Origin of the sequence: Streptacidiphilus fuscans (assembly GCF_015690355.1) — a bacterium.
GTDB classification, from domain to species: domain Bacteria; phylum Actinomycetota; class Actinomycetes; order Streptomycetales; family Streptomycetaceae; genus Streptacidiphilus; species Streptacidiphilus fuscans.
In genome coordinates, this window is the sequence record NZ_JADPRT010000013.1 from 103258 (window position 1) to 126085 (window position 22828).

General features: G+C 72.8%; 27 protein-coding genes. 19 read left to right on the plus strand and 8 right to left on the minus strand.

Annotated elements, in window-relative coordinates:
• Positions 1 to 45: 45 nt before the first annotated feature.
• From I2501_RS27395 to I2501_RS27430, 8 genes are all read right to left on the minus strand, one after another.
• The gene (locus I2501_RS27395) at positions 46 to 624 is read right to left on the minus strand and encodes a hypothetical protein (protein ID WP_196196928.1); all 579 of its coding nucleotides are present in this window, start codon (positions 622 to 624) and stop codon (positions 46 to 48) included.
• Positions 625 to 673: 49 nt separating this feature from the next.
• The gene (locus tag I2501_RS27400) at positions 674 to 1456 is read right to left on the minus strand and encodes a winged helix-turn-helix transcriptional regulator (RefSeq protein WP_196196929.1); all 783 of its coding nucleotides are present in this window, start codon (positions 1454 to 1456) and stop codon (positions 674 to 676) included.
• Between the two features lie 36 nt (positions 1457 to 1492).
• The gene (locus I2501_RS27405; protein ID WP_196196930.1) at positions 1493 to 2467 is read right to left on the minus strand and encodes a hypothetical protein; all 975 of its coding nucleotides are present in this window, start codon (positions 2465 to 2467) and stop codon (positions 1493 to 1495) included.
• A gap of 30 nt (positions 2468 to 2497) precedes the next feature.
• A complete protein-coding gene (locus I2501_RS27410; protein ID WP_196196931.1) occupies positions 2498 to 3364 on the minus strand; it encodes a DUF317 domain-containing protein in 867 nt (288 codons plus the stop codon).
• Positions 3357 to 4094 (minus strand): DUF317 domain-containing protein, encoded by a 738-nt coding sequence (locus tag I2501_RS27415; RefSeq protein ID WP_196196932.1) that lies wholly within the window; start codon positions 4092 to 4094, stop codon positions 3357 to 3359. Before I2501_RS27415 ends, I2501_RS27410 begins: the two co-directional genes overlap by 8 nt.
• Before the next feature lie 152 nt (positions 4095 to 4246).
• Positions 4247 to 4720 carry a hypothetical protein gene (locus tag I2501_RS27420; protein ID WP_196196933.1) on the minus strand — a complete coding sequence of 158 codons (474 nt, stop codon included), beginning with the start codon at positions 4718 to 4720 and terminating at the stop codon, positions 4247 to 4249.
• On the minus strand, positions 4717 to 5355 hold the full coding sequence (locus tag I2501_RS27425; RefSeq protein WP_196196934.1) for a GNAT family N-acetyltransferase: 639 nt from the start codon (positions 5353 to 5355) through the stop codon (positions 4717 to 4719). The genes I2501_RS27420 and I2501_RS27425 overlap by 4 nt, the downstream gene beginning before the upstream one ends.
• Before the next feature lie 30 nt (positions 5356 to 5385).
• A complete protein-coding gene (locus tag I2501_RS27430; protein WP_196196935.1) occupies positions 5386 to 6126 on the minus strand; it encodes a DNA-methyltransferase in 741 nt (246 codons plus the stop codon).
• A 581-nt stretch (positions 6127 to 6707) separates the two neighbouring features.
• Here I2501_RS27430 and I2501_RS27435 point away from each other — a divergent pair.
• The 19 genes from I2501_RS27435 (at position 6708) to I2501_RS27525 (ending at position 22759) form a co-directional block, all read left to right on the plus strand.
• Positions 6708 to 7832, plus strand: a complete 1125-nt coding sequence (locus I2501_RS27435) for a C40 family peptidase (RefSeq protein ID WP_196196936.1) — start codon at positions 6708 to 6710, stop codon at positions 7830 to 7832.
• 165 nt (positions 7833 to 7997) lie between these two features.
• Positions 7998 to 8315, plus strand: coding sequence for a DUF6112 family protein (locus I2501_RS27440; RefSeq protein WP_196196937.1), 318 nt, complete (start codon positions 7998 to 8000; stop codon positions 8313 to 8315).
• Complete coding sequence (locus I2501_RS27445; RefSeq protein WP_196196938.1) at positions 8315 to 8977, plus strand: hypothetical protein; 663 nt, start codon at positions 8315 to 8317, stop codon at positions 8975 to 8977. Before I2501_RS27440 ends, I2501_RS27445 begins: the two co-directional genes overlap by 1 nt.
• A 27-nt stretch (positions 8978 to 9004) precedes the next feature.
• On the plus strand, positions 9005 to 10462 hold the full coding sequence (locus I2501_RS27450) for an SCO6881 family protein (protein ID WP_196196939.1): 1458 nt from the start codon (positions 9005 to 9007) through the stop codon (positions 10460 to 10462).
• A gap of 66 nt (positions 10463 to 10528) precedes the next feature.
• On the plus strand, positions 10529 to 11992 hold the full coding sequence (locus I2501_RS27455) for an SCO6880 family protein (protein ID WP_328806671.1): 1464 nt from the start codon (positions 10529 to 10531) through the stop codon (positions 11990 to 11992).
• 17 nt (positions 11993 to 12009) lie between these two features.
• Positions 12010 to 12441 (plus strand): DUF6238 family protein, encoded by a 432-nt coding sequence (locus I2501_RS27460; RefSeq protein ID WP_196196940.1) that lies wholly within the window; start codon positions 12010 to 12012, stop codon positions 12439 to 12441.
• Positions 12442 to 12468: 27 nt separating this feature from the next.
• Positions 12469 to 14013 carry an ATP-binding protein gene (locus tag I2501_RS27465; protein ID WP_236047299.1) on the plus strand — a complete coding sequence of 515 codons (1545 nt, stop codon included), beginning with the start codon at positions 12469 to 12471 and terminating at the stop codon, positions 14011 to 14013.
• On the plus strand, positions 14010 to 15083 hold the full coding sequence (locus I2501_RS27470) for a hypothetical protein (protein WP_196196941.1): 1074 nt from the start codon (positions 14010 to 14012) through the stop codon (positions 15081 to 15083). The genes I2501_RS27465 and I2501_RS27470 overlap by 4 nt, the downstream gene beginning before the upstream one ends.
• Positions 15080 to 15958, plus strand: a complete 879-nt coding sequence (locus I2501_RS27475; protein WP_196196942.1) for a ParB/RepB/Spo0J family partition protein — start codon at positions 15080 to 15082, stop codon at positions 15956 to 15958. Before I2501_RS27470 ends, I2501_RS27475 begins: the two co-directional genes overlap by 4 nt.
• Positions 15949 to 16452, plus strand: coding sequence for a hypothetical protein (locus I2501_RS27480; RefSeq protein WP_196196943.1), 504 nt, complete (start codon positions 15949 to 15951; stop codon positions 16450 to 16452). Before I2501_RS27475 ends, I2501_RS27480 begins: the two co-directional genes overlap by 10 nt.
• 38 nt (positions 16453 to 16490) lie before the next feature.
• Positions 16491 to 17153, plus strand: coding sequence for a ParB/RepB/Spo0J family partition protein (locus I2501_RS27485; protein WP_196196944.1), 663 nt, complete (start codon positions 16491 to 16493; stop codon positions 17151 to 17153).
• Between the two features lie 100 nt (positions 17154 to 17253).
• Entirely contained in the window at positions 17254 to 17676 is a 423-nt protein-coding gene (locus I2501_RS27490; protein WP_196196945.1) for a hypothetical protein, read from the plus strand.
• Between the two features lie 82 nt (positions 17677 to 17758).
• Positions 17759 to 18469 carry a hypothetical protein gene (locus I2501_RS27495; RefSeq protein ID WP_196196946.1) on the plus strand — a complete coding sequence of 237 codons (711 nt, stop codon included), beginning with the start codon at positions 17759 to 17761 and terminating at the stop codon, positions 18467 to 18469.
• A 28-nt stretch (positions 18470 to 18497) separates the two neighbouring features.
• Positions 18498 to 18992: a hypothetical protein gene (locus I2501_RS27500; RefSeq protein ID WP_196196947.1), complete on the plus strand. Its 495-nt coding sequence runs from the start codon at positions 18498 to 18500 to the stop codon at positions 18990 to 18992.
• A gap of 12 nt (positions 18993 to 19004) precedes the next feature.
• Positions 19005 to 19298: a hypothetical protein gene (locus I2501_RS27505; RefSeq protein WP_196196948.1), complete on the plus strand. Its 294-nt coding sequence runs from the start codon at positions 19005 to 19007 to the stop codon at positions 19296 to 19298.
• Between the two features lie 83 nt (positions 19299 to 19381).
• Positions 19382 to 19846, plus strand: coding sequence for a hypothetical protein (locus tag I2501_RS27510; protein ID WP_196196949.1), 465 nt, complete (start codon positions 19382 to 19384; stop codon positions 19844 to 19846).
• 56 nt (positions 19847 to 19902) lie between these two features.
• Complete coding sequence (locus tag I2501_RS27515; protein ID WP_196196950.1) at positions 19903 to 21195, plus strand: ATP-binding protein; 1293 nt, start codon at positions 19903 to 19905, stop codon at positions 21193 to 21195.
• The gene (locus tag I2501_RS27520) at positions 21192 to 22253 is read left to right on the plus strand and encodes a GNAT family N-acetyltransferase (protein WP_196196951.1); all 1062 of its coding nucleotides are present in this window, start codon (positions 21192 to 21194) and stop codon (positions 22251 to 22253) included. The genes I2501_RS27515 and I2501_RS27520 overlap by 4 nt, the downstream gene beginning before the upstream one ends.
• Positions 22253 to 22759 carry a hypothetical protein gene (locus I2501_RS27525; RefSeq protein WP_196196952.1) on the plus strand — a complete coding sequence of 169 codons (507 nt, stop codon included), beginning with the start codon at positions 22253 to 22255 and terminating at the stop codon, positions 22757 to 22759. The genes I2501_RS27520 and I2501_RS27525 overlap by 1 nt, the downstream gene beginning before the upstream one ends.
• Positions 22760 to 22828: the final 69 nt, after the last annotated feature.

Sequence of the window (22828 nt, forward strand, 5' to 3'; positions counted from 1 at the left end):
TCAGCGGCGCCTCCCCGGGCGAGGTGTCGACGCGGCGCGTGCTGGTCAACGGGCTGCGGGTTTGCGGCTGATGAACTGGGCGGCCGTGGCGGGGGCGGGTGGGGCTACTCGGGGCGGCCGGGCCAGGCGGGTGGGTGGGGGCGTGGTCGGCCGCCAGCGGTGGAATGCGGTTTCGCTGATGGGCTGGTGGAGGTTGGTGTCCCAGGGCAGGACGGGGCCGCGTAGGTCGTCCCTGTCGCGCCGGGTGCTGATGACCTCCAGGCCCTCGGGCCGGAGCACGTAGATCCATTCGATGTGGTCGGTGCCGCGGACGTCGTCGTCGGTGGCGAGCGGCTCCGGGGCGCCGCCGTCCCAGTCGTGGCAGTAGCACGAGCCCTCTCCGAGCTCGGCGAACATGCTCGCGAGGTCGGGGGTCGGGTCGATCAGTTCGTCGCCCAGGTACTCCCAGCCGCCTTCGTGGCTGAGCAGGTGGGCGGCCAGCGCATCCTGGTCGCCGGCGAAGCGGCACCGCTGCGCGGCGATCAGGACGGGGACCATGAAGTCGGGGTTGCCGTCGCTGTGGACGTATCGTCCTTCCCAGCCTCCGTCCGGACAGGGTCGGGCCACGAGGCTCCGTGTCGACAACGGTCAGCTCCTTCTTCCAGGATGATGCGGGGTCGAGGGTGCTTGCGGGTCAGCGGCGTGCTGCGCCTCGGCCGACTCCGGCCGCGTAGGAGGCGGCGGGCGCGGAGGCGAGGTCGCTGAACCGCACGCTCGGCACCGCTCCCCCAGCGCGCGAGGCGGCGAGCAGGCGGCTGGTCCGGGCCGCCGCCCGCTGGACCGGTGCCGCCTGCTGCGTGTGGCGGTGGGCCCACTGGTGGGCGGCGGTGTAGACGGGCGGCAGGTCACGGGCGGCTGCGGTGAGGGTGTAGGGGGCGCGGTACTGCGGTCCGGCGCGTTCGACCAGGCCGTCGTCCTGCATGCGGCGCAGTCGGAGCAGGGTGAGTTGCTCGGACTGGTCGAGCGCCTTCGCCAGCTCGGTCAGGTGCGTGTCCCCGTGCTGGGTCAGGAGTTGCACCATCGTGGTGGTGCCGGTGAGCGCGAGGCGGTGCAGTGCCTGTTCGACCCGCTCGGTGTTCGCCATCGGGGTGGCGGTGTCCTGATGCACGCCCGCCCACACGCACACGGCCGTGTACAGGGAGCCGAGGGCTTCTCCCTCGTCAGTGAGCCGCATCGGCGCGCGTTGGCTCGCACGGGATCGTTCGATCAGGCCCCGGTCGCGCAGTTGGCCCAGGCGCAGGTCCAACGACGATGTGGGGATGAACGGCAGCGCGTCTTCCAGTTCGTGACGCTGCATCGGACGGCCGGAGTACAGCAGGGTGCTGGTGATCCACATGGTCCAGCGCGGTGCGAGGGCGCGCAGGGTGTCTTCGACGCCGGACAGGTCGGCGGCGGTGGTCAGGACGGCAGGGGTCAACGGGTCTCCCAGGGGTTCGGGTGCGGTGCGAAGGGGTCAGCGGCCGGGTCGGCGTTCGCCCGGTGTGGTGCGGGTCGGGGCGACATGGTTGCTGCTGGGCTGCGGGGTTGCCTGGTCGGCGAGGCGGGCGGTCTGGTCGAGGCACACGAGGTGTTCGGTCATCGTGTGCGGGGCGGGGCCTGGCCGGAGCGTGGCGCCGTAGTGCTGCGCGAAGGCGGCCAGGGCGGGCAGCGGGTCGCTGTTCCGGTCGATCTCCTGGCGCAGGTGGTCGCTCCCGTGCAGGACGACGGTGTCGCCGCCGACGTAGGTGGCGACCGCGACCGGGGTGTCGCCGTCGAAGGCGTGGGCGTGCACGAGCAGGCGGCCGGAGCGGATGTCCTCGAAGATCTCCTGTGCCTTGGCGCTGACCTTGAGGACCTCTTCGCGGCTCAGCCACGGCATCGGGTAGTCCGCCCACTGCTGGTCGTCCTCGCTGAAGTCCTGCTCGGGGTCCAGGTGTGGTTCCGCGGTGACGGTGAACCCGGCCTCGCGCAGGGCGCGGACGGCCTTCGCGGCGTAGTGCTCCTCCTCGCCGTCGACGCGGATCAGTCGCACCGCCTGGCCTGCGGGGCGGAAGCCGCACGAGATCAGGACGGCACGGGCGAGCCCGGCGTCCGGCCCGTCGTGGTCCGCGTGGACGGCTCCGGTCACCCCCTGCGTCACCTGCACGCGCGTCGCGGACGGGGCCGCCTCAAACGCCGAGGGTCGGGCGGGTTCGACGGGGTGGCCGAGATCGAGGTCGAGGACGACCTCGTCGCCTGCCTCCGCGATCGTCGACGCGAGCGGGCCCGCCAGCTTGTGCTGGTGGTCACGTGGCATCCAGGCGGGAAAGGTCCATCGGCTGCGCCGGGTCGGGTCCTGCTGCAGCCCGTATCGCTCCAGCAGGAAGTCCCAGTGGTCGCGTCGGTCATCGGCGGGATCGGTCTCGACGATGACGCCGTGGTCAGGGGTGTCCAGGAAGCGGACCGTCAACAGCGCTCCAGGCTAAGGCGGGTGGGCAGGTCAGCGGGCTCGGCCGCGGGCTTGCGCAGGGGACGTGGTCGTGGTCCAGGCAAGGCGCACGGCAGACGCGGGGCCGATCGCCTGTGGTGTGGGGGCGGAAGGGCGGGGCCGGGGTCGGGCGAGGTCGGCAGGGGTGGGCACGCGGGTGACGGTGGCGTGGAGCCGGGCGAGGGTGGACAGTTCACCGGTCCAGCGCCGCACCGGGTCCGGCGAGACCATCGCCCTCGCCGCGGCGGTGACCACGGTCACGGGGGTGCCGCTGGAGAACCTGCCGTACCAGCCCAGATGCCTCCCGTGGCTGGCGCCGAGGTACCAGCGGCCGTCCTGCCCCACCTGTTCGGCCCACTCCGGTTCCAGTGGGCGTCGCTGCCAGGACGCGTGGGCGAACCCATCACGGGACGCCGCGGTCCAGGCATGGTCCGCACGGCCGGTTCGCCAGCCGCGGCCCCACAGGACGTCGAGCGGGCCGTCGTCCCCATAGGCGGGCTCGTCGAGGGTGGCGGCGTCCAGCTCCATGTCCGTCGGCAGGGTGCGGATCGCGTCGGCGAGCGCGTGGGTGACGGCGGTGACGATCTCGGTGGGGGTGTCGGTGCTGAAGTTGGCGCACCACAGGGGCGGGTCGAACGGGCTCGCGCCGTCGGCGGCGCTGCGGACCGCGATCTTCCACAGGGTGTCCCAGTCCTGCTCGGGCTCGTAGGCGATACGGACGCGTCCGCATCGGGTGCGCAGGCTCAGGTTGCCGAGGTCGTCACGCTCGCGGACGGGGTTGAGGTCGAGGATCGGCTGCAGACCCGGGTCGCCGATCGCGGTGCTCCCCGCCAGGTAGAGGGGGCTGACCAGCACCTCGTGGAGGTCATGGTCAGGCATGGGCTCCCCCGGGCTTCTCGACCGCATCCGTGCGCGAGGCGCCTGCGGCCTCCCCGGGATCCTGTGTGGTGGGGCGCAGGACGGGGTCGTTGTCGAGGATGTGGTTGACCAGGTGGGCGGCGAAGTGGGCCGGGGTGTTGCGGCTCAGGCTCAGGCACCACAGCATCCGGTCCGGGGCGGTGGCGGCGACCGCGAGCCATTTCGGGTCGCCGCTGCTGTCGCCGGGTCGGTCCGGGATCGCGTGCGCGGACACCGCCACGGTCCCGTCAGACGACAGCAGCGCGAACGTGAAGTCGTCCCCCGGGGCGGGGCTGCGCACCTCCCAGGCCTCCGGCTCGTAAGAGAGGGAGAGGTCGGCTTCGCCCTCCCCCACGCCGTAGATCAGCGCGTCGGGGTCGCGGACCAACTCGTGCTGCAGGGAGGCGATCAGCGCTGTCAGGAGTTCCGCCGGCGCGTGACCGGCGACGCGCGCGTGCCAGCGCTCAGCACCCTTGCGGCTGGCGCGGACGGAGGCCAGGACCATCGGCTCGCCCGACTCGCTTCCCTTCGGCTCGTAGCCGATTCCGATACGTCGGCACCGGCTGAGCAGGACGAGGGTGCCCTGGCTGCTGGTCACCGTCCATCCCCCGGCCACCGCCATCAGACCCAGCGCGCGGACGTGCTCGTCAGGGCCGCTGGCGGCGAGGTTCCGCGGCGCCAGCAACTGGAAGCCGCGCCCTGCTTCAGGCATCGGGGCGGCCGTCATCGCCCGCCCCCTGCCTGGGCGGCGTGCTCACCTGGGATAGGGCCGCTCGGGTTCGGGAGGGCGGTGGGTTGAATCAGGCAGGCAGGCACGGTGACGCTCCACTGGCGGGGGAGGAACAGAGGAAGGGGGGAGGCGGGTCAGCGGCGGCGCGCCAGCCGGGCCGACGGGCTCGTGGTCGCTGCCGGCGCCGGTGTGCCGCGCGGGGCCGGTTCGGTGCCGTGCCCGGCCTCGTGGCTCGGGTTGGGGACGGTTCCGGCGCGCTGGCAGGAGCGGCACAGTGATTCGACGCGCGCGTGCAGGTCGCTGATCCGGGCGGCGAGAATGTCGATCTCGACTCCCCGCTGTTGGAGGATCCCGGAGGACAGGTTCCGGACGTCGCGGTGGCCTGCGCCGTAGCGGGCCAGGTCGGTTGCCGCCCATGCGGCGCGGTTGCGGAAGAGTTCGACGAGGTCGACCAAACGCTCCGCTGCCGCGGCGGTCTGGCGGGCGAGCTCACCGTGGGCGGTACCACCGGGATGCAGGGAGACCAGTTCCATGACGCCCACATCGAGGGTCTGGCGGATGAGGTCGGCCCCGGGTGTGGCGTGCTGCGGCCCTGTGGGTGTGCTCACCTCGCTCCCCCGCATGGAACCGCGGCGCGGGGAAGGTCCACGGCCATGGTGGTGACGGTGCGGTCCGTGTCGGTGTGCTCGGTGGTGTGGAAGCCGTGGGCGCCAAGGGTGGTGTGGAGGTGCCGGGCGGTCGCGGGGGTGGTCGCCGTGACCTGGCGGAGTTGGTGGCGCTCGGCGTGACACAGGGCCAGACGCAGCAAGGTGCTGCCCAGTCCCCGCCGCTGCCAGGGGTCTTCGACCATCACGGCTAGGTCGGCTGTGGTGTCGTCCGCGGTGTGGCGTATCAGGTTGGCCATGGCGACCACGTGGCCGGGGTGGGCGGGCTCGGTGACCAGCCAGCACACGGCGCGGACCGGATGGTTCAGGCGGGTCCAGTCGTCGTCGGTGAGACGGGACTTGGCCGCGTGGTAGCGGCCGTGGCGGGTGACAAGGGAGCAGCGCCGGTGCAGGTTCTGGACCGCGTCCAGATCTGCCGGGACCGCGGTGCGCACGCGCACCAGGCTCTGGTCGGGCAGCAGCGCCAGGACGGCGGGCGGCCGGTTCCAGCGTCGTCGCCCCGGCCGCGCCCGGAACACGGGCGCGGGCGGGGACGGTTGGGCGGGGGCCAGGTGGTGCACCGGCGTGCTCTCCTTCATCACTCACGGGTTGGGACGGGGTGTTGGCGGTCAGTCGTGTCCGGTGCGCAGTTCGGCTTCGGTCTCGGCCAGGCGTCGGGCGGCGTTGCGGTAGTTGCGGCGGGCCATCTCCACGCCGATGAAGTCCCGGCCTTCGAGCAGGGCGGCGACCCCGGTGGAGCCGGATCCCGCGAACGGGTCCAGCACGGTCCCGCCCGGGACGCAGATCTTGACCAGGTCGCGCATCACCGAGACGGGCTTCTGGGTGATGTGGACGCGTTCGCGGCCCGACGGTTGGGAGGCGGAGTACAGGCCCGGGAGGTGGACCGGGTTGCGGGAGCCGTCGATGGCGCCCTTGCTGGCCCAGTACACGAACTCGCAGTTCTGGGTGAACCCGCCGGTCCTGGGCCGGGCTTGGGGCTTGTGCCACGGGACGATGCCGCGCCACAGCCAGCCGCCCGCCTGCAGGGCGTCCTCGGTCACCCCGGACTGGCGCCAGTCGGTGAAGACCAGCAGCATGCCCCCCTCCCGGCACACCCGGTAGGCCTCGGTGAGCAGCAGGGTCATCCAGAACCCGTAGGAGCGCTGGTCCTTGTTCTCGCCGGGGAAGTCGGGCAGGTCGTGCTTGGCGTCGCCGGAGGTGTACTTCTGCTTCGCGGTACGGGAGGTGCGTTCCTTCGCGGTGCGTCCGCCGGAGTTGTAGGGCGGGTCGGTGATGACAGCGTCGACGCTGTCGTCCGGGAGCTGAGCCAGGACGGACAGGGCGTCGCCTCGGTGCAGGGTGTAGGTCAAGGGCAGACCTCCAAGAGCCCGCCAGGGCGGGCGAATCGGTGGGCGAGGGTGGGCCGTGCGGCATCGCACGGCACGGGCGGAAGATTCCGGCACGGCGCGGCAATTCCCCTCACGGAAATGCGCGAGCGTCTTGTCGGAAGCCTCAGACCCTAAGCACACCCACTCCTGACGCGCAAACAATTCCATTTAATTTTCATTTTCTTGCCAGGCCCGGATCGGGCTGTCTATGGTCGACGACATCGCAGGCCGGGGCCATGAGACCCCGACTCGATGATCCGGTCTTCCGGGCACCCGGCCCGCACTCGACCTCTTCAGAAGGGCTCCCTGGTGGAATTCCGAAGATTACGCCCGCAGCCTTCGGCTGCCCTCCGCCACCTGACCGCACTCCGGCGGTGATTCGCACCCTTCCCTGGAACGGGCGCGGATTCCCGCCGGGGGTGCCGGGCCCGCCCTCGCCTTTGGGGTCGGGCCCGGCACGCGGCCCCGTCGCGAACCCGAGGGAGAACCGTGCCCCCAAGCACCCGCTCCAGTTCCACTTGTTCAACCCGCTTGCCCGCACCGCCCGTTGACGTGGGCCGCCTGTGAGGAAGGCCGTCGCCTCCTTCACCGCCGCTCTGCTGCTGTCCCCACTGGCGCTCGGCCTGTCCGTCGCCGTCATCTCCAGCAGCGCCACCGCCGCCACGGCATGCACCCCCGCCACCGGGCAGGTCGACCCGTCCGCGGTCGCCGCCGCCGTCAAGGCGGTCCTGGCCAAACTGCCCACCACGGTGCAGGTTCCAGGACTGGACGCCCCGGCCGTGCAGGTGCCAGGCGCCCAGGTCATCGTGGCCACCGGCATCACGCTCAAGGTCCCGGCCCGCGGCCAGGTCGTGGCGCTCGCGACCGCGTTGCAGGAGTCGGGGCTGCGCAACCTCGCCTACGGCGACCGTGATTCGCTGGGGCTGTTCCAGCAGCGTCCCTCGCAGGGCTGGGGCACCCCGGCGCAGATCATGGACCCGGTATACGCGTCCACCCAGTTCTACGAGCACCTGCTCAAGGTGCCCGGCTGGCAGGACCTCCCGGTCACCGTCGCCGCCCAGCAGGTGCAGCAGTCCGGCTTCCCGGACGCGTACGCGAAGTGGGAGCCGCTGGCCACCGCCCTGCAGCAGGCCCTCACCCCCACGCAGGCCTCCGGGCCCACACCCGGACCCGGCACGCCGAGCGGCACCACCGTGCCGAGCGGTGCCACTGGCTGCGGTGCGGGGGGCGGGGTGTCGTTCGGGCCGATCCCGCCCGGTACGGTGCCGGCGGGCTACCAGATCCCCGCCATCGCCTCCCCCACGGCGCGCACCGCGATCCGGTGGGCGATGGGCCAGCTCGGCACCCCCTACCAGTGGGGCGGCTCCTGCCAGAACGCCCACGGCGCCGATCCGATGGGCCGCTGCGACTGCTCCTCACTGGTCCAGCAGTCCTACAAGGCGGCCGGGATCCCGCTCCCGCGCACCACCTACGACCAGGTCAACCAGGGCACGCCCACCACGGTGGCCCACCTGGTCCCGGGCGACCTGCTGTTCACCGAGGGCCCGCCGTCCGCGCCCGGTCACGTCGGGATCTACATGGGCGACGGCTTGATCATCAACGCCCCGCACACCGGCGCGGTCGTCGACATCAACACCCTCGCATCGTGGCTGCCCCAGATCGTGGCGGCCCGTCACATCACCGGCTGACAACCGGGATCCGCCCCGGATTCCCCAGGCCGTCTCGTCGGTCGGACTTCCCTTCGCATGCATTGTCCCGCGTCCGCGTGCCCGCGGTCCATCCCCCGCCCGGATGACACCCCCTCCCTTTCCTCGCTCTTCCCGCTGCCTCACGTTCCTGATCCTGGAGTGCCCTTGTCGCTGCGTTCCCTCGCCCATCCGCTGGCCCAGGTCGCTTTCGACCCCGGCGTGCAGCCCGCCGCCGGGGGCCTGCCCGGACTGGACGTCCTGAAGAAGGTCGTCGACTCCGTCAACCTCTTCGGCATCATCGCGGTCGTCGGCGCGCTGTGCGTCTCCGGCGTGGTGTGGGCCTGGGGCCACCACTCCGGCTCCCACGGCGCCGAGGCCAAGGGCAAGCAGGGGGCGCTGGTCTCCGCCGGGTGCGCGCTGCTGCTCGGCGCGGCGAACGGGATCGTGCTGTTCGCCTCGACGCTCGGGGCGCAGGTCCACTGATGCCCCGACGCCCCCTGCTCTCCCTGCTGCCGCCCGGCCGCATGAGGTTGTTGGCTGCTGCCGCCGCCATCGCGGTCCTCGCAGCCCTCGGCGTGCTCGGCGCCCGCCTCACCCACGGCCAGGCCACCCCGCACCCCGTCGCCCATCCGTCCGTCTCCCCGACGATCGAGGCGGTTCCCGCCCCGGCTGGCCCGGTGTCGCGGGGGTCGGTGGCGGCGCCGCCGGTGACGACGGACCCGGTGGTGTTCGCCAAGGCGTTCACGCGGACGCTGTGGAGCTACGACACCCGCACCAACAGCCAGTCCCAGCAGTTGGACGGGCTGAGGGCGTGGGTGCGAGCGGATCCCGCCTACACCGACTGGGACTCGGTCGCCCAGCAGGTCCCCACCGCCGCGCTGTGGCAGGACCTCGCCGGCCAGCAGCAGCACGCCACCGCGCAGATCACCGAGGGCCACATCCCGTCCGCGTTCACCGCCGCGGTCGCCAAGGACCCCTCGCAGCTGACCGCCGCCTACGTCTACCCGGTCACCGTCACCGGCACCGTCCAGATCGCCTGGAAGGGCGGCTCGGGCAGCGAGCAGCGGGCGATCACCGTCGCTGTCCAGTGCCGCCCCGGCACCAGCTGCACCCTCGCGGCCATCGCCCCCACCACCAGCCCCTAACCGCGGGCAGAGAGGACACCTGCCTTCATGGGCTTCTGCGACATACCCGGCATGGGCGTGCTGTGCGGGCCGATCACCGACGGGCTCACCAGCTCGGTCACCGGCAGCATCGGCAACTGGATCGCGTCCAGCATCGGCGATCTGGCCACCAGCGGCGTCGACCTGGCCACCAAGGGCATCAACGCCACCACCGCCATCGACCTCAACTCCGACTGGTTCCGGCACAACTACGAGCTGCTGCTACCGATCGGGCTGACCGTCACCGTGCTGACGTTCATCCTCCAGCTCATCCGGGCCGCCTGGCGCAGGGACGGCAACGCCCTCGCCCAAGCCGTCACCGGGACGTTCTCCGGGGTGCTGTTCGCGTTCGCCGCGATCGCACTCACCTCCGTCGCCATCACAGTCACCGACGCGCTCTCCGACGGCCTGTTCCAGGCAGCCGGGACCTCCGTCGACGACTCGATCCGACGCCTGGTCAAGGTCAGCGAGATCAGCTCCACTTCCGGACTGGGCTGGGTGGTGGCAGCGGTGGTCGCGGCCGGATGCGCGATCGGCACGTTCCTGTACTGGGGCATGATGATGCTCCGCAAGGTCACCGTCCTGGTCCTGGTGGCGCTGGCCGTGTTCGCCGGAGCGGGCGGAGGCTGGGAGGCGGCGCAGCGCTGGCGGCGCGGCTGGATCGAAGCCACCGCCACCGTCGTCTTCTCCAAGCTGCTCATCACGATCGTCTTCCTGATCGGCGTCTCCGCCATCGGCCAGTCCAAGACGACCGACGGAGTCGGCGCGCTCTCGGACATGCTCGCCGGACTCACCGTCATGGCCCTGGTCCTGATGTGCCCGTTCGCGATCTACCGGTTCGTGCACTGGGCCGGAGACCCGCAGCACGCCGACCTGCACCAGTCGACCGCGATGGGACTGTCCAACGCCGCCGGCAAGGCCCAGAAGGCGTACGGCACCGCCCGCACCGCCGCGACCGGCGCCACCGGAGCGGGAGCCGCCGCGGCGGGCGCTGCCGCGGGCAGCGGCTCGGCGGCGGGAGACACCGCCGGAAACCTGCAAGGTCCCGAGGGCGAGAACGCCGAGCAGGAACCGTCCTCCGCCAAGGCCGCCTCGTTCCGGTTCAACTCCCGCACCGGCGCGGGCGGGGACGGCGGCCGGTCGCTCTACGCCGGCCGACCGGGCGACGGCGGCACCCCGCTGTTCACCCGCCCCGGCCACACCCCGGCCCCCGCCGCCGCAGACGGCGCGGAGCCAGGCAGCAGCCCTGCCAACGCCAGCGTCGCTTTGGGAACCGGAGAGGCTGACGCGGCGCCGCCCGGACGGCTCGTGGTGTTCCCGGGCCCCGCACCGCAGGGAAGCACCGGGTCGGCCACCGCCTCGACCGCACCACCTGGGGTGGCTCCGGTCCCAGCCGGACCCACTGCACCCGCAGGCCCGCCCCCGGCCTCGGTGCTGCCGCCGCCCGAGCCGCCGACTGGCCGCTGACCCCGCCGCGCCCGCCCCTGTCTCCGCCCTTGTCCGGCCCGGACCCGCGCTTAGGAAGCCTCTCTCGTGTCTGCACCCATCCTCGAATCGGCCGCCACGGTCAAGTTCCCGCACCGCCCCCGCCGCGGGGTCCTGCTCGGGCTGAGCGCGGCGCAGCTGCTGCTCGCCTCGCTGTCGCTGCTGCTCCTGCTCGCCGTGCTCACCACCGGCGGGGTGCCGGTCGCGCTCGAACTCACCCCGGTGTGGGCCGGTTTGGCCGCGCTGGTGCTCGTGCGGCGCGGCGGGCGCCCGCTCGCGGACTGGGCCCCCATCACCGGCCGCTACCTGCTGCGGCGCTGGCGCGGCCAGCTGGTCTGGCTCGCCCGGCCCGGCCGCCGCCCCGCCCGGCAGGGCCTGCTGCACCTGCCCGGCACCGCCGCGTCGCTGCGCGCCTTCACCTCCCCCGACGGCCATCTCGCCGCGGTCCACGATCCGCACCAGCAGACCCTGACCGCGGTCCTGCGCGTCACCTCCCGTGCGTTCGCCCTGCTCGACCCGGGCACCCAGGACGCCCACGTCACCGGCTGGGGCCGGGCGCTCGCGGCGCTGGCCCGCACCGGGCACGTCGCCCGCCTACAGGTCATCGAGCGCACCGTCCCCGACAGCGGCGACGCCCTGCACCGCTACTGGCAGCAGCACCAAGGCGGCGCCGCCCCGGACGCCTCCCGCCTCTACAGCGAACTGCTGGACGCCGCAGGCCCGGCAGCCGCACCGCACGAGGCGTACCTGTCGGTCGCCCTCGACATGAAGGCCGCCAAGCGCCTGGCGAACCAGGCCGGAGGCGGCCTGGCCGGGGCCCTCACCGTCCTTGCCCAGCTCGCCTCCGCGACCGAGCAGGCCGTACGCGGAGCGGGGCTCGCCCCGGCCGGATGGCTCACCTCGCAGCAGATCGCCGCCGTGGTCCGCACCGCCTACGACCCCACCGCCCTCCCGGCCTTGGACCGCTGGTCCACCAGTGGCCGCCCGCAGGCGGACCTGGCCGCCGCCGGGCCGGTGGTGGTGGTCGAGCACGAGGACCGGTTGCGCACCGACAGCGCCTGGCACGCCGTGTACTGGGTCGAGAACTGGCCCCGCACCGAGACCAGCCCCGGGTTCCTGCACCAGCTGGTCTTCGCCGCCGGCGTGCGCCGCACCCTCTCGCTCACCTACGAGCCGCAGGAGATGAACGCCGCCTTCCGCGACGTGCGCCGCCGCAAGGCCACCGTCATCGCGGACGCCGCCGAACGTGCCCGGCGCGGCCAGGTCGACTCCGAGGAGGACTCGGTCGAGTACGCCGACATCAAGGCCCGCGAGCGCCAGCTCATCGCCGGCCACGCCGATGTCGCCCTCACCGGCCTGCTCACCGTCTCCGCCGAGACCCGCCAGCAGCTCGACCACGCCTGCGCGCTGGTCGAAACCGCGGCGGTCACCGCCCAACTCGACCTGCGCCGCCTGGACTTCCAGCAGGCCGAAGCCTTCACCAAGGCCGCCCTGCCCCTCGCCCGCCCCTGACGCCGAAAGCAGACGTGATGTCCGACCCGGATCTGCTCCACTACGCCACCGCCGCTCTCGACGTGCACCACCACACCGCGCTCCCCGAACCCCTCCGCGCGGCAGACCGGGTCGAACTCGACGCCCTGCACGCCCACGCCACCGCGCTCTACGAGCTGCTGGACACCCACACCCACGGCACCCACGGCCCGAATCCGGTAGGCGGCGACCACCTGCACGCCGCCCGCACCCGCGCCTGGCAGCTCGCCGAGCACCTCCACGACGCCTTCCACACCGCCCCGCGCGACGACGGCACCACCCCCACACGGGAGCAGTGCGCGGCCCGACACCCCGAGGGCGCACCACGCCTGTCGATCTGCCGCCGCCACGTGGCCACCGCCGTCCGGGTCCGCCGCCATACCACCCCGGCCGAGCTGCGCGCCGCCTTCACCGGCCTGGTCCGCCACTAGCCACCCGTGACAAGGGAGTTGTTCCAGATGCGTGCCAGCGCCAGCCCGCTGTTCACCCCCCGCGCCGCCGACCGGCACGCGCGCCGCACCGCCCGCAAGGCCCTCGCCGAGGCCCGCCGCACCGCTCGCGACCAGCGCCCCAACCGGCGCGCAGACAAGCAGCGTGACGGCCAGGGCGAGCGGCTGCGGGCCGTCTACGCGACCTCCGGGCGGCCGGGTGCGGCGTCGGCGCGCGGCGGAAACGTGAAACTGGCCCCGCACCGGATGACCACCGCAATCGCCTCGGGCGCTTACCCGTTCCTCGCCGAAGGGGGCCTCGGCGCCCACGGCATCTACATCGGCCGCGACGTCCACGCCGAAGGCAGCTTCTGCTTCGACCCGTTCGAGCTCTACGGCAAGCTGGACGGCTTCACCAACCCGAACATCCTGCTCGCCGGGGTCATCGGCATGGGCAAGAGCGCGCTCGCGAAGTCCCTCGCCCTGCGGGCCATCGCGCACGGCTACCGCATCTACGTGCCCTGCGACCCCAAGGGCGAATGGACCCAGGTCTCCTCGGCCCTCGGCGGCCAGACCATCGCGCTCGGCCCCGGCCTGCCCGGCCGCCTCAACCCCCTCGACGCCCCCGCACGCCCTCACGGCTTCAACCCGCAGGACTGGGCGGGCGAGGTCCGCAAGCGCCGCCTCATGCTGGTCGGCTCCCTCGCCCGCACCGTGCTGGGCCGCGACCTGCACCCGATGGAGCACACCGCCCTCGACGTCGCCCTCGACCACACCACCGCCGACCAGCAGCGCACCCCGCTGCTCGGCGACATCGCCCAGCTCCTCGGCAACCAGGACGAGCTGAACCGCGCCGCGGGCGACCACACCGGCCAGCTCGGCTCGGCGGCCCGCGACCTCGCGCACGCCCTGCGCCGCCTCATCCACGGCGACCTCGCGGGCATGTTCGACGCACCCTCCACGGTCGCGTTCGACCCGACCGCGCCGATGCTCTCCATCGACCTGTCCCGCCTCGGCTCCGCCGGCGACGACACCGGCCTGGTGCTCGCCATGACCTGCGCGTCGGCGTGGATGGAGGCCGCCCTCGCCGACCCGACCGGAGGCAGGCGCTGGGTCGTCTACGACGAGGCCTGGCGCGTCCTGCGGCACACCGCCCTGCTGGAGCGCATGCAGTCCCAGTGGAAGCTCGCCCGCGGTCTCGGCATCGCGAACCTCATGGTGATCCACCGCCTCTCCGACCTGCTCGCCGCAGGCGACGCCGGATCCCGCGGACGGGCGCTCGCGGAGGGCCTGCTCACGGACTGCTCCACCCGGATCATCTACCGGCAGGAAGCCGACCAGCTCGCCGCCACCGCCCACCTCCTCGGCCTGACCGGCGTCGAGACCGCCGCCGTCTCCCAACTCCCGCGCGGGCGCGGCCTGTGGAAGGTCGCGGGCAGGTCATTCGTGACCCACCACGTCCTGCACCCCGCCGAGCTGCAGCTGTTCGACACCGACGCCCGGATGGGGCCGAAAATCCGCGATTTCGCGACGGCAACGACCACCCGCCCGGCCGCGCGCGGGGAGGCGGCATGAGCAGCACCGTGATGCCCGATCCGCGGATGACGCCCGGCCCGCACCCCGACCACCTGCGCCCGTGGGAGCAGGCCGACACCGGACCGGACACCCTGCCCGCGCACATGGCGGAGGCACGCGCCCAGTCAGAAGCGTTGCACCGGGCCGTCGCCGACGGCACCTGGATCGTGGACTGGCACTACGTCACCCACGAACACGGCTACCTGCTCGCCGGTGTCACCAACCCGACCTCCGGGGTCTCCCTGCACATCGTGCACGAGGACACCTCCGCGTCCGTTCAGAAGGTCTTCCCCTCCAGGGTCCGGGCCATGGCGGCGGCGCCCCGCTACATCGAGGGGTTCGAGCCGATGGCGGACGCGCCCGAGCGCTACCGCGAACACGCAGCCCGCGCCACTGCACGACGCGCGCGACCCGGGGACGACCACACGGTGACCGTGGGATACCGCGAGGACCTGGACGTGCTCGTCGCCTTCCCGCCCGACCGCCTGGCCGCGTTCTGGCTCTTCCACGCCGGATTCGTCCGCGACAACGCCCTGGACCTGTACCGGCCGCGTCGTGGCACCTCCCCGCAGACCGCCGAACGCCAGCTGCGGGACGCCTGCCGATACCTGGCGGTCTCCGGCTACAGCGTCACCCGCGTCTACAGCGACATCGAGCAGCAGGTGCTGGCCGACCAGCAGCCCGTGCCCGCGTGGTATCTGCCGTCACCGCCCCGCACCGCTGGCGATCCGAGCCCGCTGGCGGCCGATGTCGCCGCCGACCTGTCCAACCAGCACCTGGTCATGCTCGCGCACCACGAATCCCCCGAGGGCGACTTCGACTTCCTCGGCCGCTACCGCGCCGACAACCAGGCCGCGATCTTCTCCACCGCGCCCGGCGGCCGGTACACCGTCAGCCTCCACCCGGACCTGGACGCCGCCGAGGCCGCGTGGACCGCCCTGGGCCGCGCCGCCAAGCTCCCCGCAGCAGGCCCGCGCGCCGCTCGGGGACACGGTTCCCGTGCGGCACCGGCGATCCCGCCCTCCGCGCAGCCCCGGCTCTCGTCGGGCCGACGCCGGGGCATCCGATGACCCGCCCATCCGCACACGTTCGGAGTTCCGTCATCGTCGACATCCATCCCGAGCTCGCAGCGATTCCCGCGCCGAGCCAGGACGAACTCGACTCGCTGATCCGCAGCATCAGCGAAGTGGGGTTGCTCAGTCCGATCGTGCGTGACCCGCAGGGACGGATCCTGGACGGCCGGGCCCGTCTGGCGGCCTGTGAATCCCTCGGCATCGAGCCGGAGTACACGACCCGCCAGGAAGGCAACGCGGGTCACTACGCCGTCACGGTCAATTTGGAGCAGCGGTCCCTGACCCAGGGCCAGAAGGCCATGATCTACGCGAAGGCCGAGCTTTTCCCGGAAAATCCGGACGACTTTCGCGCTGAAACCGACTCCGGATTTTCCCAGGAAATCACCGGCCAGGACCTGAGCCGGCAGGCCGGGGTGTCCCCCTCGCGCATGAGCAATGCTTACACGGTGCTGGCTTGGGCGCCGGAACTGGCCGATCTCGTCGTCGCGGGCGGTGTGAGCCTGTCGGCCGCCTACCAGACCGCACGCGCCCGAAAGCTCGCCTCGAACTCGGACGAGAAGAAGCTCGAAGAACTTCATGCGCTGGAACCGGAGTTGGCGCAGCAGGTGGCAGACGGCGACCTCAGTCTCAACGCCGCGGTCACCGAGATGCGAGATCGGGCCGAGAAGTCCGCCGACGAGCGCCGCCGGGCCACCGCGCAGCTGTGCGGCCTGGTGCCCACTCTCGCCCAGCACAAGGGCGGCGAGTCTTTCGGGCTCTACGACACCACGTTCGCCTTGTCCGGACGGGAGATCAACCGGCAGGTGATCGCCTCGGCGATCACCGCGCTCAAGCAAATGGACGCCGTGTGGCAGAAGCGAGGATGGCAGTGAGGATCAACGACCCGTACCTGCAGCAGTTGATCGAGGACTGCTGCGCGGCCGTCACCGCGCCCGACGGGCGATTCGCCCAGGGCGACGCGATCGAGGAGCTGAGTCGGCGCCTTCACAGCACCGATCTCACTCCCGGCCAGCGCGCCCTACTCGAACAGCACCAAAGCCACGCCCTCGTGTCGAGCTTCGCCGACCAGCGCAACCCCCGGCGCTTGGCCAGCGGCTCCTGGTACCACCCGCAGTTCATGCTGAAGCTCGGGCAGGGCGAGCGGATCTGGATGGCCCTGGCTCTGCGCAACGACGTGTCCGACTGGCTGAACCTGTCCGCCAAGAACGCGGCGGGCGTCCTCGCGTCCGAAGGCCTCAAGCAGGCGTGGGGAAACAAGCGCATCGCCGCGTACGACAGCCTCCCGGGCATCCGTTACCTGGACGAGCTCGAGCGCGTCCACTTCGGCTACGTGGACACCGACGAGGACCCCACCACCTTGTTCTGACACGGCACGGCCCGCGTCCCGCCACTGCTTGGAGACCCGTGATCGAGTTCCACCCCGCCACCGCCGATGTCCCGCTCATGGACGACGCCGCCCTTGAGGCCCTGGTCCGCAGCATCCAGGCCGTCGGGCTGCTGCACCCGATCGTGCGGGACCGGCGGGGCCTCGTCCTGGACGGCCGCAGCCGCCTGCGGGCCTGCGAGATCGCCGGCATCAAGCCGCAGTTCACCACCTACGACGGCGACGACTGCGCGGCATACGTGCGGGCCGTCAACCGGCAGCGGCGCGGTCTGAGCAAGGGCCAACAGGCCGTGATCGCCGTCAAGTCGGCTGCGCTGTCCGGTCTCCCGCGGCGCACGAACAGCGAGATCAGCGTCGCAACCGGTGTCAGCCGCAGCCACATCAGCAAAGCCGCAACGGTCTGGCGCCACGACACCGTTCTTGCCGACCGGGTCATCGACGGCCGCATCAGCCTGACCGACGCCTACGACGTCGCCCGGCAGCAGCCCACCACCTGGCCAGGGCCCGAGCCGCGCCCGCTGCGGCTAGCCCCCCGCGCAGCCGGGCAGCCGGTTCCCGGTCACCGGGTAGCTACCGCGGCCGGTGTGGTCCGTGCCCTGTCGCACACGGGCGACCGCAGCGCGCCGACCCAGCGGCGGCGATTGAACAGCGCCGCCCGGACGCTGCTGCGCAGGTGGCTGTGAACAGCAGCGACAGGCCCGATCCCCCGCCCGCTCCGCACCCGCCCGCCGGAGCCACCAGCGCGGCGAGCGCCACCTCATCTATCCGACCGTGGAGGTCCGCTTGACTCCAGTCCCCGCGCCCAACCCCTCCGCCCCGCAGAGTCCCGGGCGGGGCGACGACGTGGACGTCGCGTTCGCCCGCGACCGCAGTCTCGGGCTCGTCGCCGCCACCAGTGACGACTCCGATACCGGGCTCGCCGCGACGGTGCTGCGACATTTCGGCTTCGCCCTCGACCCTGACAAGGGCATCTGGCGGCTCCCCGCACGAATGCTGTGGGTCGACCAGGTCCTGGCCGCGGCCCAGGCCAGCACCCTGCTCTCCGGTCTCGGCCACACCGTGGTCGCCGACGAGGAGACCCGCACCACCGCCCTGGCGCTCGCCGCCCAGCAGCCGCCGCCCACGTCGATCGTCGGCGCGACCTTGGTGCAGCTGCCCGCGCACCGCACCCCGGCACCCTCCGCGTCCGCCCCACAGCGTCGCTGACCCTCTCTCCCGTTCTGCCTGTCCTGGTCTGGAGGCCGCCATCCCCGAATCCCCCCAGCTCTCCTCTTCCTCCCCTGTCTCCTTGTTCGACGTCGCGGTCGCCCGCGACCCCCACTTCGGCGTGACCGCCCAGACCGGCGAGCACAGCCCGGCCAGCGAGACCATCGCGCAGGTCCTCACGGACTTCGGGTTCGCCCGGCGTACCCCGGACTCCCCGTGGGCGCTCGGCCCCGTCGAGGGCAGTGTCTTCCTGCACCTGCGCGAACTGGTCGCCCAACTGCGCCGGTTGGGTCTGCGGGTGAACGCGGACCCCGCCTTCGACTACCTCGCCGCCCAGAGCGACGACCCGTCCCAAGACCGGGCACTCGACGGTGCCGCGCGCGCCCTGGACGCCGTCGACCGTCCCCGGATCCACGCGGCGATCGGCTCCCACCCTGAACACGGCCCCGTCGTCCGGCTCCTGGACGGCCAGATGGCCGCCCGGCACCTGCTCCAGCAGGCCAGGTTCGCCCCGGTCCCCGGCAGCCGCCTGCACGCCTACACCGGACCCGCGGAGCAGCGCCTGGCCGCCTCCCGCGGCGTGCTGACCCAGTTGCGCGCCGCCGGACTGACCGTCGCGTCCGATCTCGCCTACGAGCCGCAGCCCGCCGCCGATGCGCGGCTCACCGAGGTCGCGGCCCGTGCCCGCGCCGCGCGGGCCACCTCACCCCACGCCCCCGGCGCCCGCACCCCCGCCGCGCTCCGGCCCGCCGTCGGCGCGGACCCGCGGCACGCCTGGTCCCGCGCCCGCTGACCCGAACCTTGAGGAAGGGAGCCACCTGATGGCAGTCAAGCTCATCTGGCCCGTCGAGCACTCCTGCGGCCACGTACAGGAGGTCGACCTGTCCGACCGTCCGGCCGACCGGCGTGCCGGGCACGCCCGCTGGCTGGCCCAGCGCCCGTGCCGCGACTGCTGGCAGACCGAGCACCGGCGCGACGCCGAGCAGACCGCGGCCTGGCTCGTCGCGCGCCGCGCCGAGGAGCGCGCTCAGGCGGCCGAGTGGGCCGAGCAGTTCCAGATGCCACCCCTGGACGGCCCGGAGCGGGCCCTGGCCTGGGGCGAAACGATTCGCCACAAGCTCGTCACGGCCGCCTACACCGTACTGGTCGAGGAACAGGGCATCGACGAGGAGGCGTGGGCCGCCGTCGAGGACCAGGTGAGGACCGTCACCCGCGCCGGCTGGTGGATCGACCAACGCGAGGCCGAGCCCGCCGACCTGTCCGAGCTCCTCGACGCCGCCACCGATGCCGACCGCGGCACCGAGAACCCCTTCTAGAAGGTGCCTCTGATGCCCCGTCACGCCGCACCCCGCACCGTCTCGCTCGCCGAACGGCTCACCGCGTCCTCGCACGCCGAGGCGAGCGAGATCCTGGATCGGGTCGCCGACCTCGACAGCGGCCCGCTGCAGGATCTCCTCGACCTGATGTGCGCCGCGGCCGTCTCCACGCGCCGCAACCGCCCCGCCTGGGACCGGTGCATGGACGCGGTCACCGCCGTGCAGGACCTTGCCGTCCTGATCGGCGACGCCTCCATCGCCCTCGCGGCGCTCCCCGCCCCGCAGCCCGCCGACGCGGCCCGTTGATCGGTTCGATCACACGCCTGTGGGATCCCGCCGAGGCCGTCGCCCACGCCCTTGCTCCCGGCGACGACCCGCAGCCGCGAGCGGTGGCAGGCTCCCCGGACGTCCTGCCCGCCCACTGCGGTGCTGGGCGGGCCGCTGACCTCGCCGGGGCGCTCGCCCAGCCCTTGCTGGACAGTGCCCGCCGACCGGCGCCGTCGGACCGGCTGGTGTGGTCGTGCACCGTCCAGCAAAGTCCAGGCGAGGCAGCGCTTACCGACGAGCAGTGGGCGCGGGTGGCCCTGCGGGTCCTCGCGGCAGCGGGTCTGCTCACCAGGACCGACCCGTCCACCGGGTGTCCGTGGGTGGCGATCCGCACCCGCGACCCGCACCGCCTGGTGGTCCTGGCCACCTTGATCCGCCCCGACGGCAGCCGACCGGACCTCGACCACACAGCGACCCGCGTCCGCGCCGTCCTGCAGCTGCTCACCTTCTCACCGCAGCTGACCCGCGCCGCCGCCCCCTCGGCGCCTCCTGCCTGGGCACGCACGGGCACCCGCCGCAGCCGCTGACCCAGCGCCGGGCCAACTTCCCTCTCCTTGACCGCTCTTGAAAGGTCTCCCCCTTCATGCACGTCCTCGTCGCCAGCACCGGCAACCCTGTCCTGGAAACCGCGCTGCTGGACTCCGGACACCAGGTGTCGCTGCTCGTCCCCACCCGGCAGGTCGACGCCCGCCGCGCCGACACCCCGCGCGCCACCACGGTGCTGGGCATCGACCGGTGGCACGACCCGGCCAGCGTCGACCAGGTCCTGGCGACCATCCCAGGCGGGGTCTTCGACCGGGTCGCCACCATCGACGAACAGGCCGTCGTCACCTGCGCCCGCCTGCGCGAACACCTCAACCTGCCAGGGCTCGGAGTGCAGGCGGCGCTCGCCCACACCGACAAGCACGTCGCCAAGACCGCGCTGGAGGCCGCGGGCGTGCCGGTGGCGCGGCACCGCGTGGTCCGCCACGGCCGCCAGGTCGCCGCCGTGGCCGAGGAGTTCGGGTGGCCGGTCGTGGTCAAGCCCGCCCGCGCCGCGGGCACCGTCAGCACCACCGTCGTGAACAGCCGCACGGACCTGGACGAGCTCCTGACAAGCGGGTTCTTCAACAAGACGGTCGACGACCCGACGGGCCGGTTCGGCGCGGGTGAGTTCCTGGTGCCGCTGCACCAGGCCAAGGGCGGCTTCCTCGTGGAGGAGTTCCTCGCGCCCGAGCAGGAGTGGTTCTGCGACCTCTACCTGCACGAGGGCGAGGTGGTCGCCGCGTTCCCCGGCCGCTACAGCGCGCCGCTGCTGGCCACCCTCGGCGGCGACCACCACGTCTCCCTCGTTCCGGCGTCCCACCCTGACGCCGTCGAGGTGATCAAGCTGGCCGCTCAGGCGTGCCGCGTGCTGGGGTCGGACACCGGCGTCGTGCACTGCGAGGTGATGCTCACCGAGCGCGGCTGGGTGTTCGGGGAGGCAGGTCACCGGCCCGGCGGCGGAGGCATCACCGCCCTGTACGCGCACCAGCACGGCGTCGACGTCCCGAGCGTCCTCGCGCAGTTCGCCGTCGGCGAGCGACCCGACATCCCCATGGAGCCCGACGCGGGGGTGCTGTCCCACCTGTGGCTGTGCCCGCCCGCAGGGGTGGTCACCCACGTCGCCGACCCGGAGCAGCTGCGCGGCCTGCCCGGGGTGGTGGAGGTCGACCTCCACCTGCGCACGGGAGAGCCGGTGCCGACGGGTTTCGGCACCATGTCGCTGGCCGGACACATCACCTTCGCGTCCGCCACGCTGGAGACCGCCTCCTTCGACGCCGCCCGCCTGCAGCACACCCTGGCCCTGCGCGTCGCCACCCGCGCCGCGGGCCCGGTGGAGGGGTGCGTGCGATGACCAGCCCTCACCTGATCTGGCACGAGGACACCGAAGCTCTCCCCCCGGTGGCGGAGCCCGAGCAGCCGTTCCACACCCCGGGCTGGGCGCGCGCCTGGGAGAAGGCTTGCCCGGAGCAGGTCCTGTCCCAACACCACCTGGTCGTCGAGCATCAGGGCGTGCGGCAGTACGCCCCGTTCCAGCTCACCGCGGCGTCGCCGTTCTGGGCCCGCATGGAGCACGACGCCGGCATGAGCGTCGCCTGGCCGGGGCCGATGCTGTTCGCCGGGAGCCTGTACGCCGAGTACGGCGGCGCGGCCACCTCAACCGACGCGTCGCTCGCCGCCACCGTGGACGCCGGACTCGGTCTGGCCCGCGAGCTCGGGGCCGCGGCGCTCCTCGTGCCGAACCTCACCCCGGTCCTCGCCGCACGGTTCCAGTGGGCGAGGCCCGCGGACGCGGTCGTCTTTACCGACCTGGCGTTCAGCACCAGGGCGCAGGGCGGCATCGAGGGCTTCGCGCATCGGGCGGGAAAGCGGCGGGTGATGCGCGATCTGCTGCGCCAGCACCGGCGCGGCACCGACGCAGGTCTCACCCTCCAGGTGCTCCACGGCCACGAGATGGACCCCTACATGGAGCGCTTCGCGGCCCTGGCCGGGGCGAGCGCCGAGCGGCACGGCACCGCGCTCTATACGGTGGACATGTTCGCGCACCTCGCCGCCGTGCCCGGCGCGGTGCTGCTGGCGGCCCTGCACGAGGGTCAACTCGCAGGCGGGTTCCTCGGGTTTGTCCACAAGGACCGCGTGCACCTGTGGGCAGCGGGGGTCGACCGCGCGCTCCAGCGTGACCTGCGCACCTACACCTGGTTGATCGCCGAGGCCCTCAGCTGGGCGGACGCCAACGGCGTCCAGACGGTGGACATCGGCCGCGGCAACACTGCGTGGAAGCGCCGGCACGGCTTCCTCGCGACCGAGCTGCACACTCTGGTCCACCTCACCTGTCCCGCACCGCAGTTCACCGCCCAGGTGACAGAACTCGGCTCCCGCATCCGCGACTTCGCCACCGCCGGTGCGCCCTGATGACCGACACCGAGGAGCGGGACTCGCCGCGGGGATGGCTGGAGGACCGGGAGCTCCGGGAGAAGCTGCGCGCGGCGACCGTCCTGATGCTGGACGCGATGGCCGACGTCATCGAGGACGAGGGCCTGACCCTGTCCGCCGTCTTGCAGAGCGGTGCCGAGTTCGCCTGCAGCCACGCCGATCTGCCCGACCGGTACGCGCCGCTCGTGGAGGCCGAGGCGGTCGGGTATCTCGCCCGGACCCTCGCCCGGGTGCCGCAATCGCTGTTCACCGGTCAGCTGATGGTCTACGTGCGGAAGATCGACTCCCTCGCGCAGCCGCAGCAGGTCAAGCTGCTGCGCCGCGCAGCCGCCGCCTACACCCGGCGCCTGCCGGCGAGCGCCGCCGCCCCCGAGCCCGCCGACGCGCCCACCGTCCCCTACGTGGTCGGCCGGTACCAGGGCGGACCCTACGTCGCGTTCGCCGCGCTCACCCGCCACCCCGCCGCACGCCGCCCGGCCCGCTGACACCGCCCCGAACGGCATGCCGCCGCCCTTGCAACGGTGCCTCACCGTCCGACCCGATTCTGGGAGCCC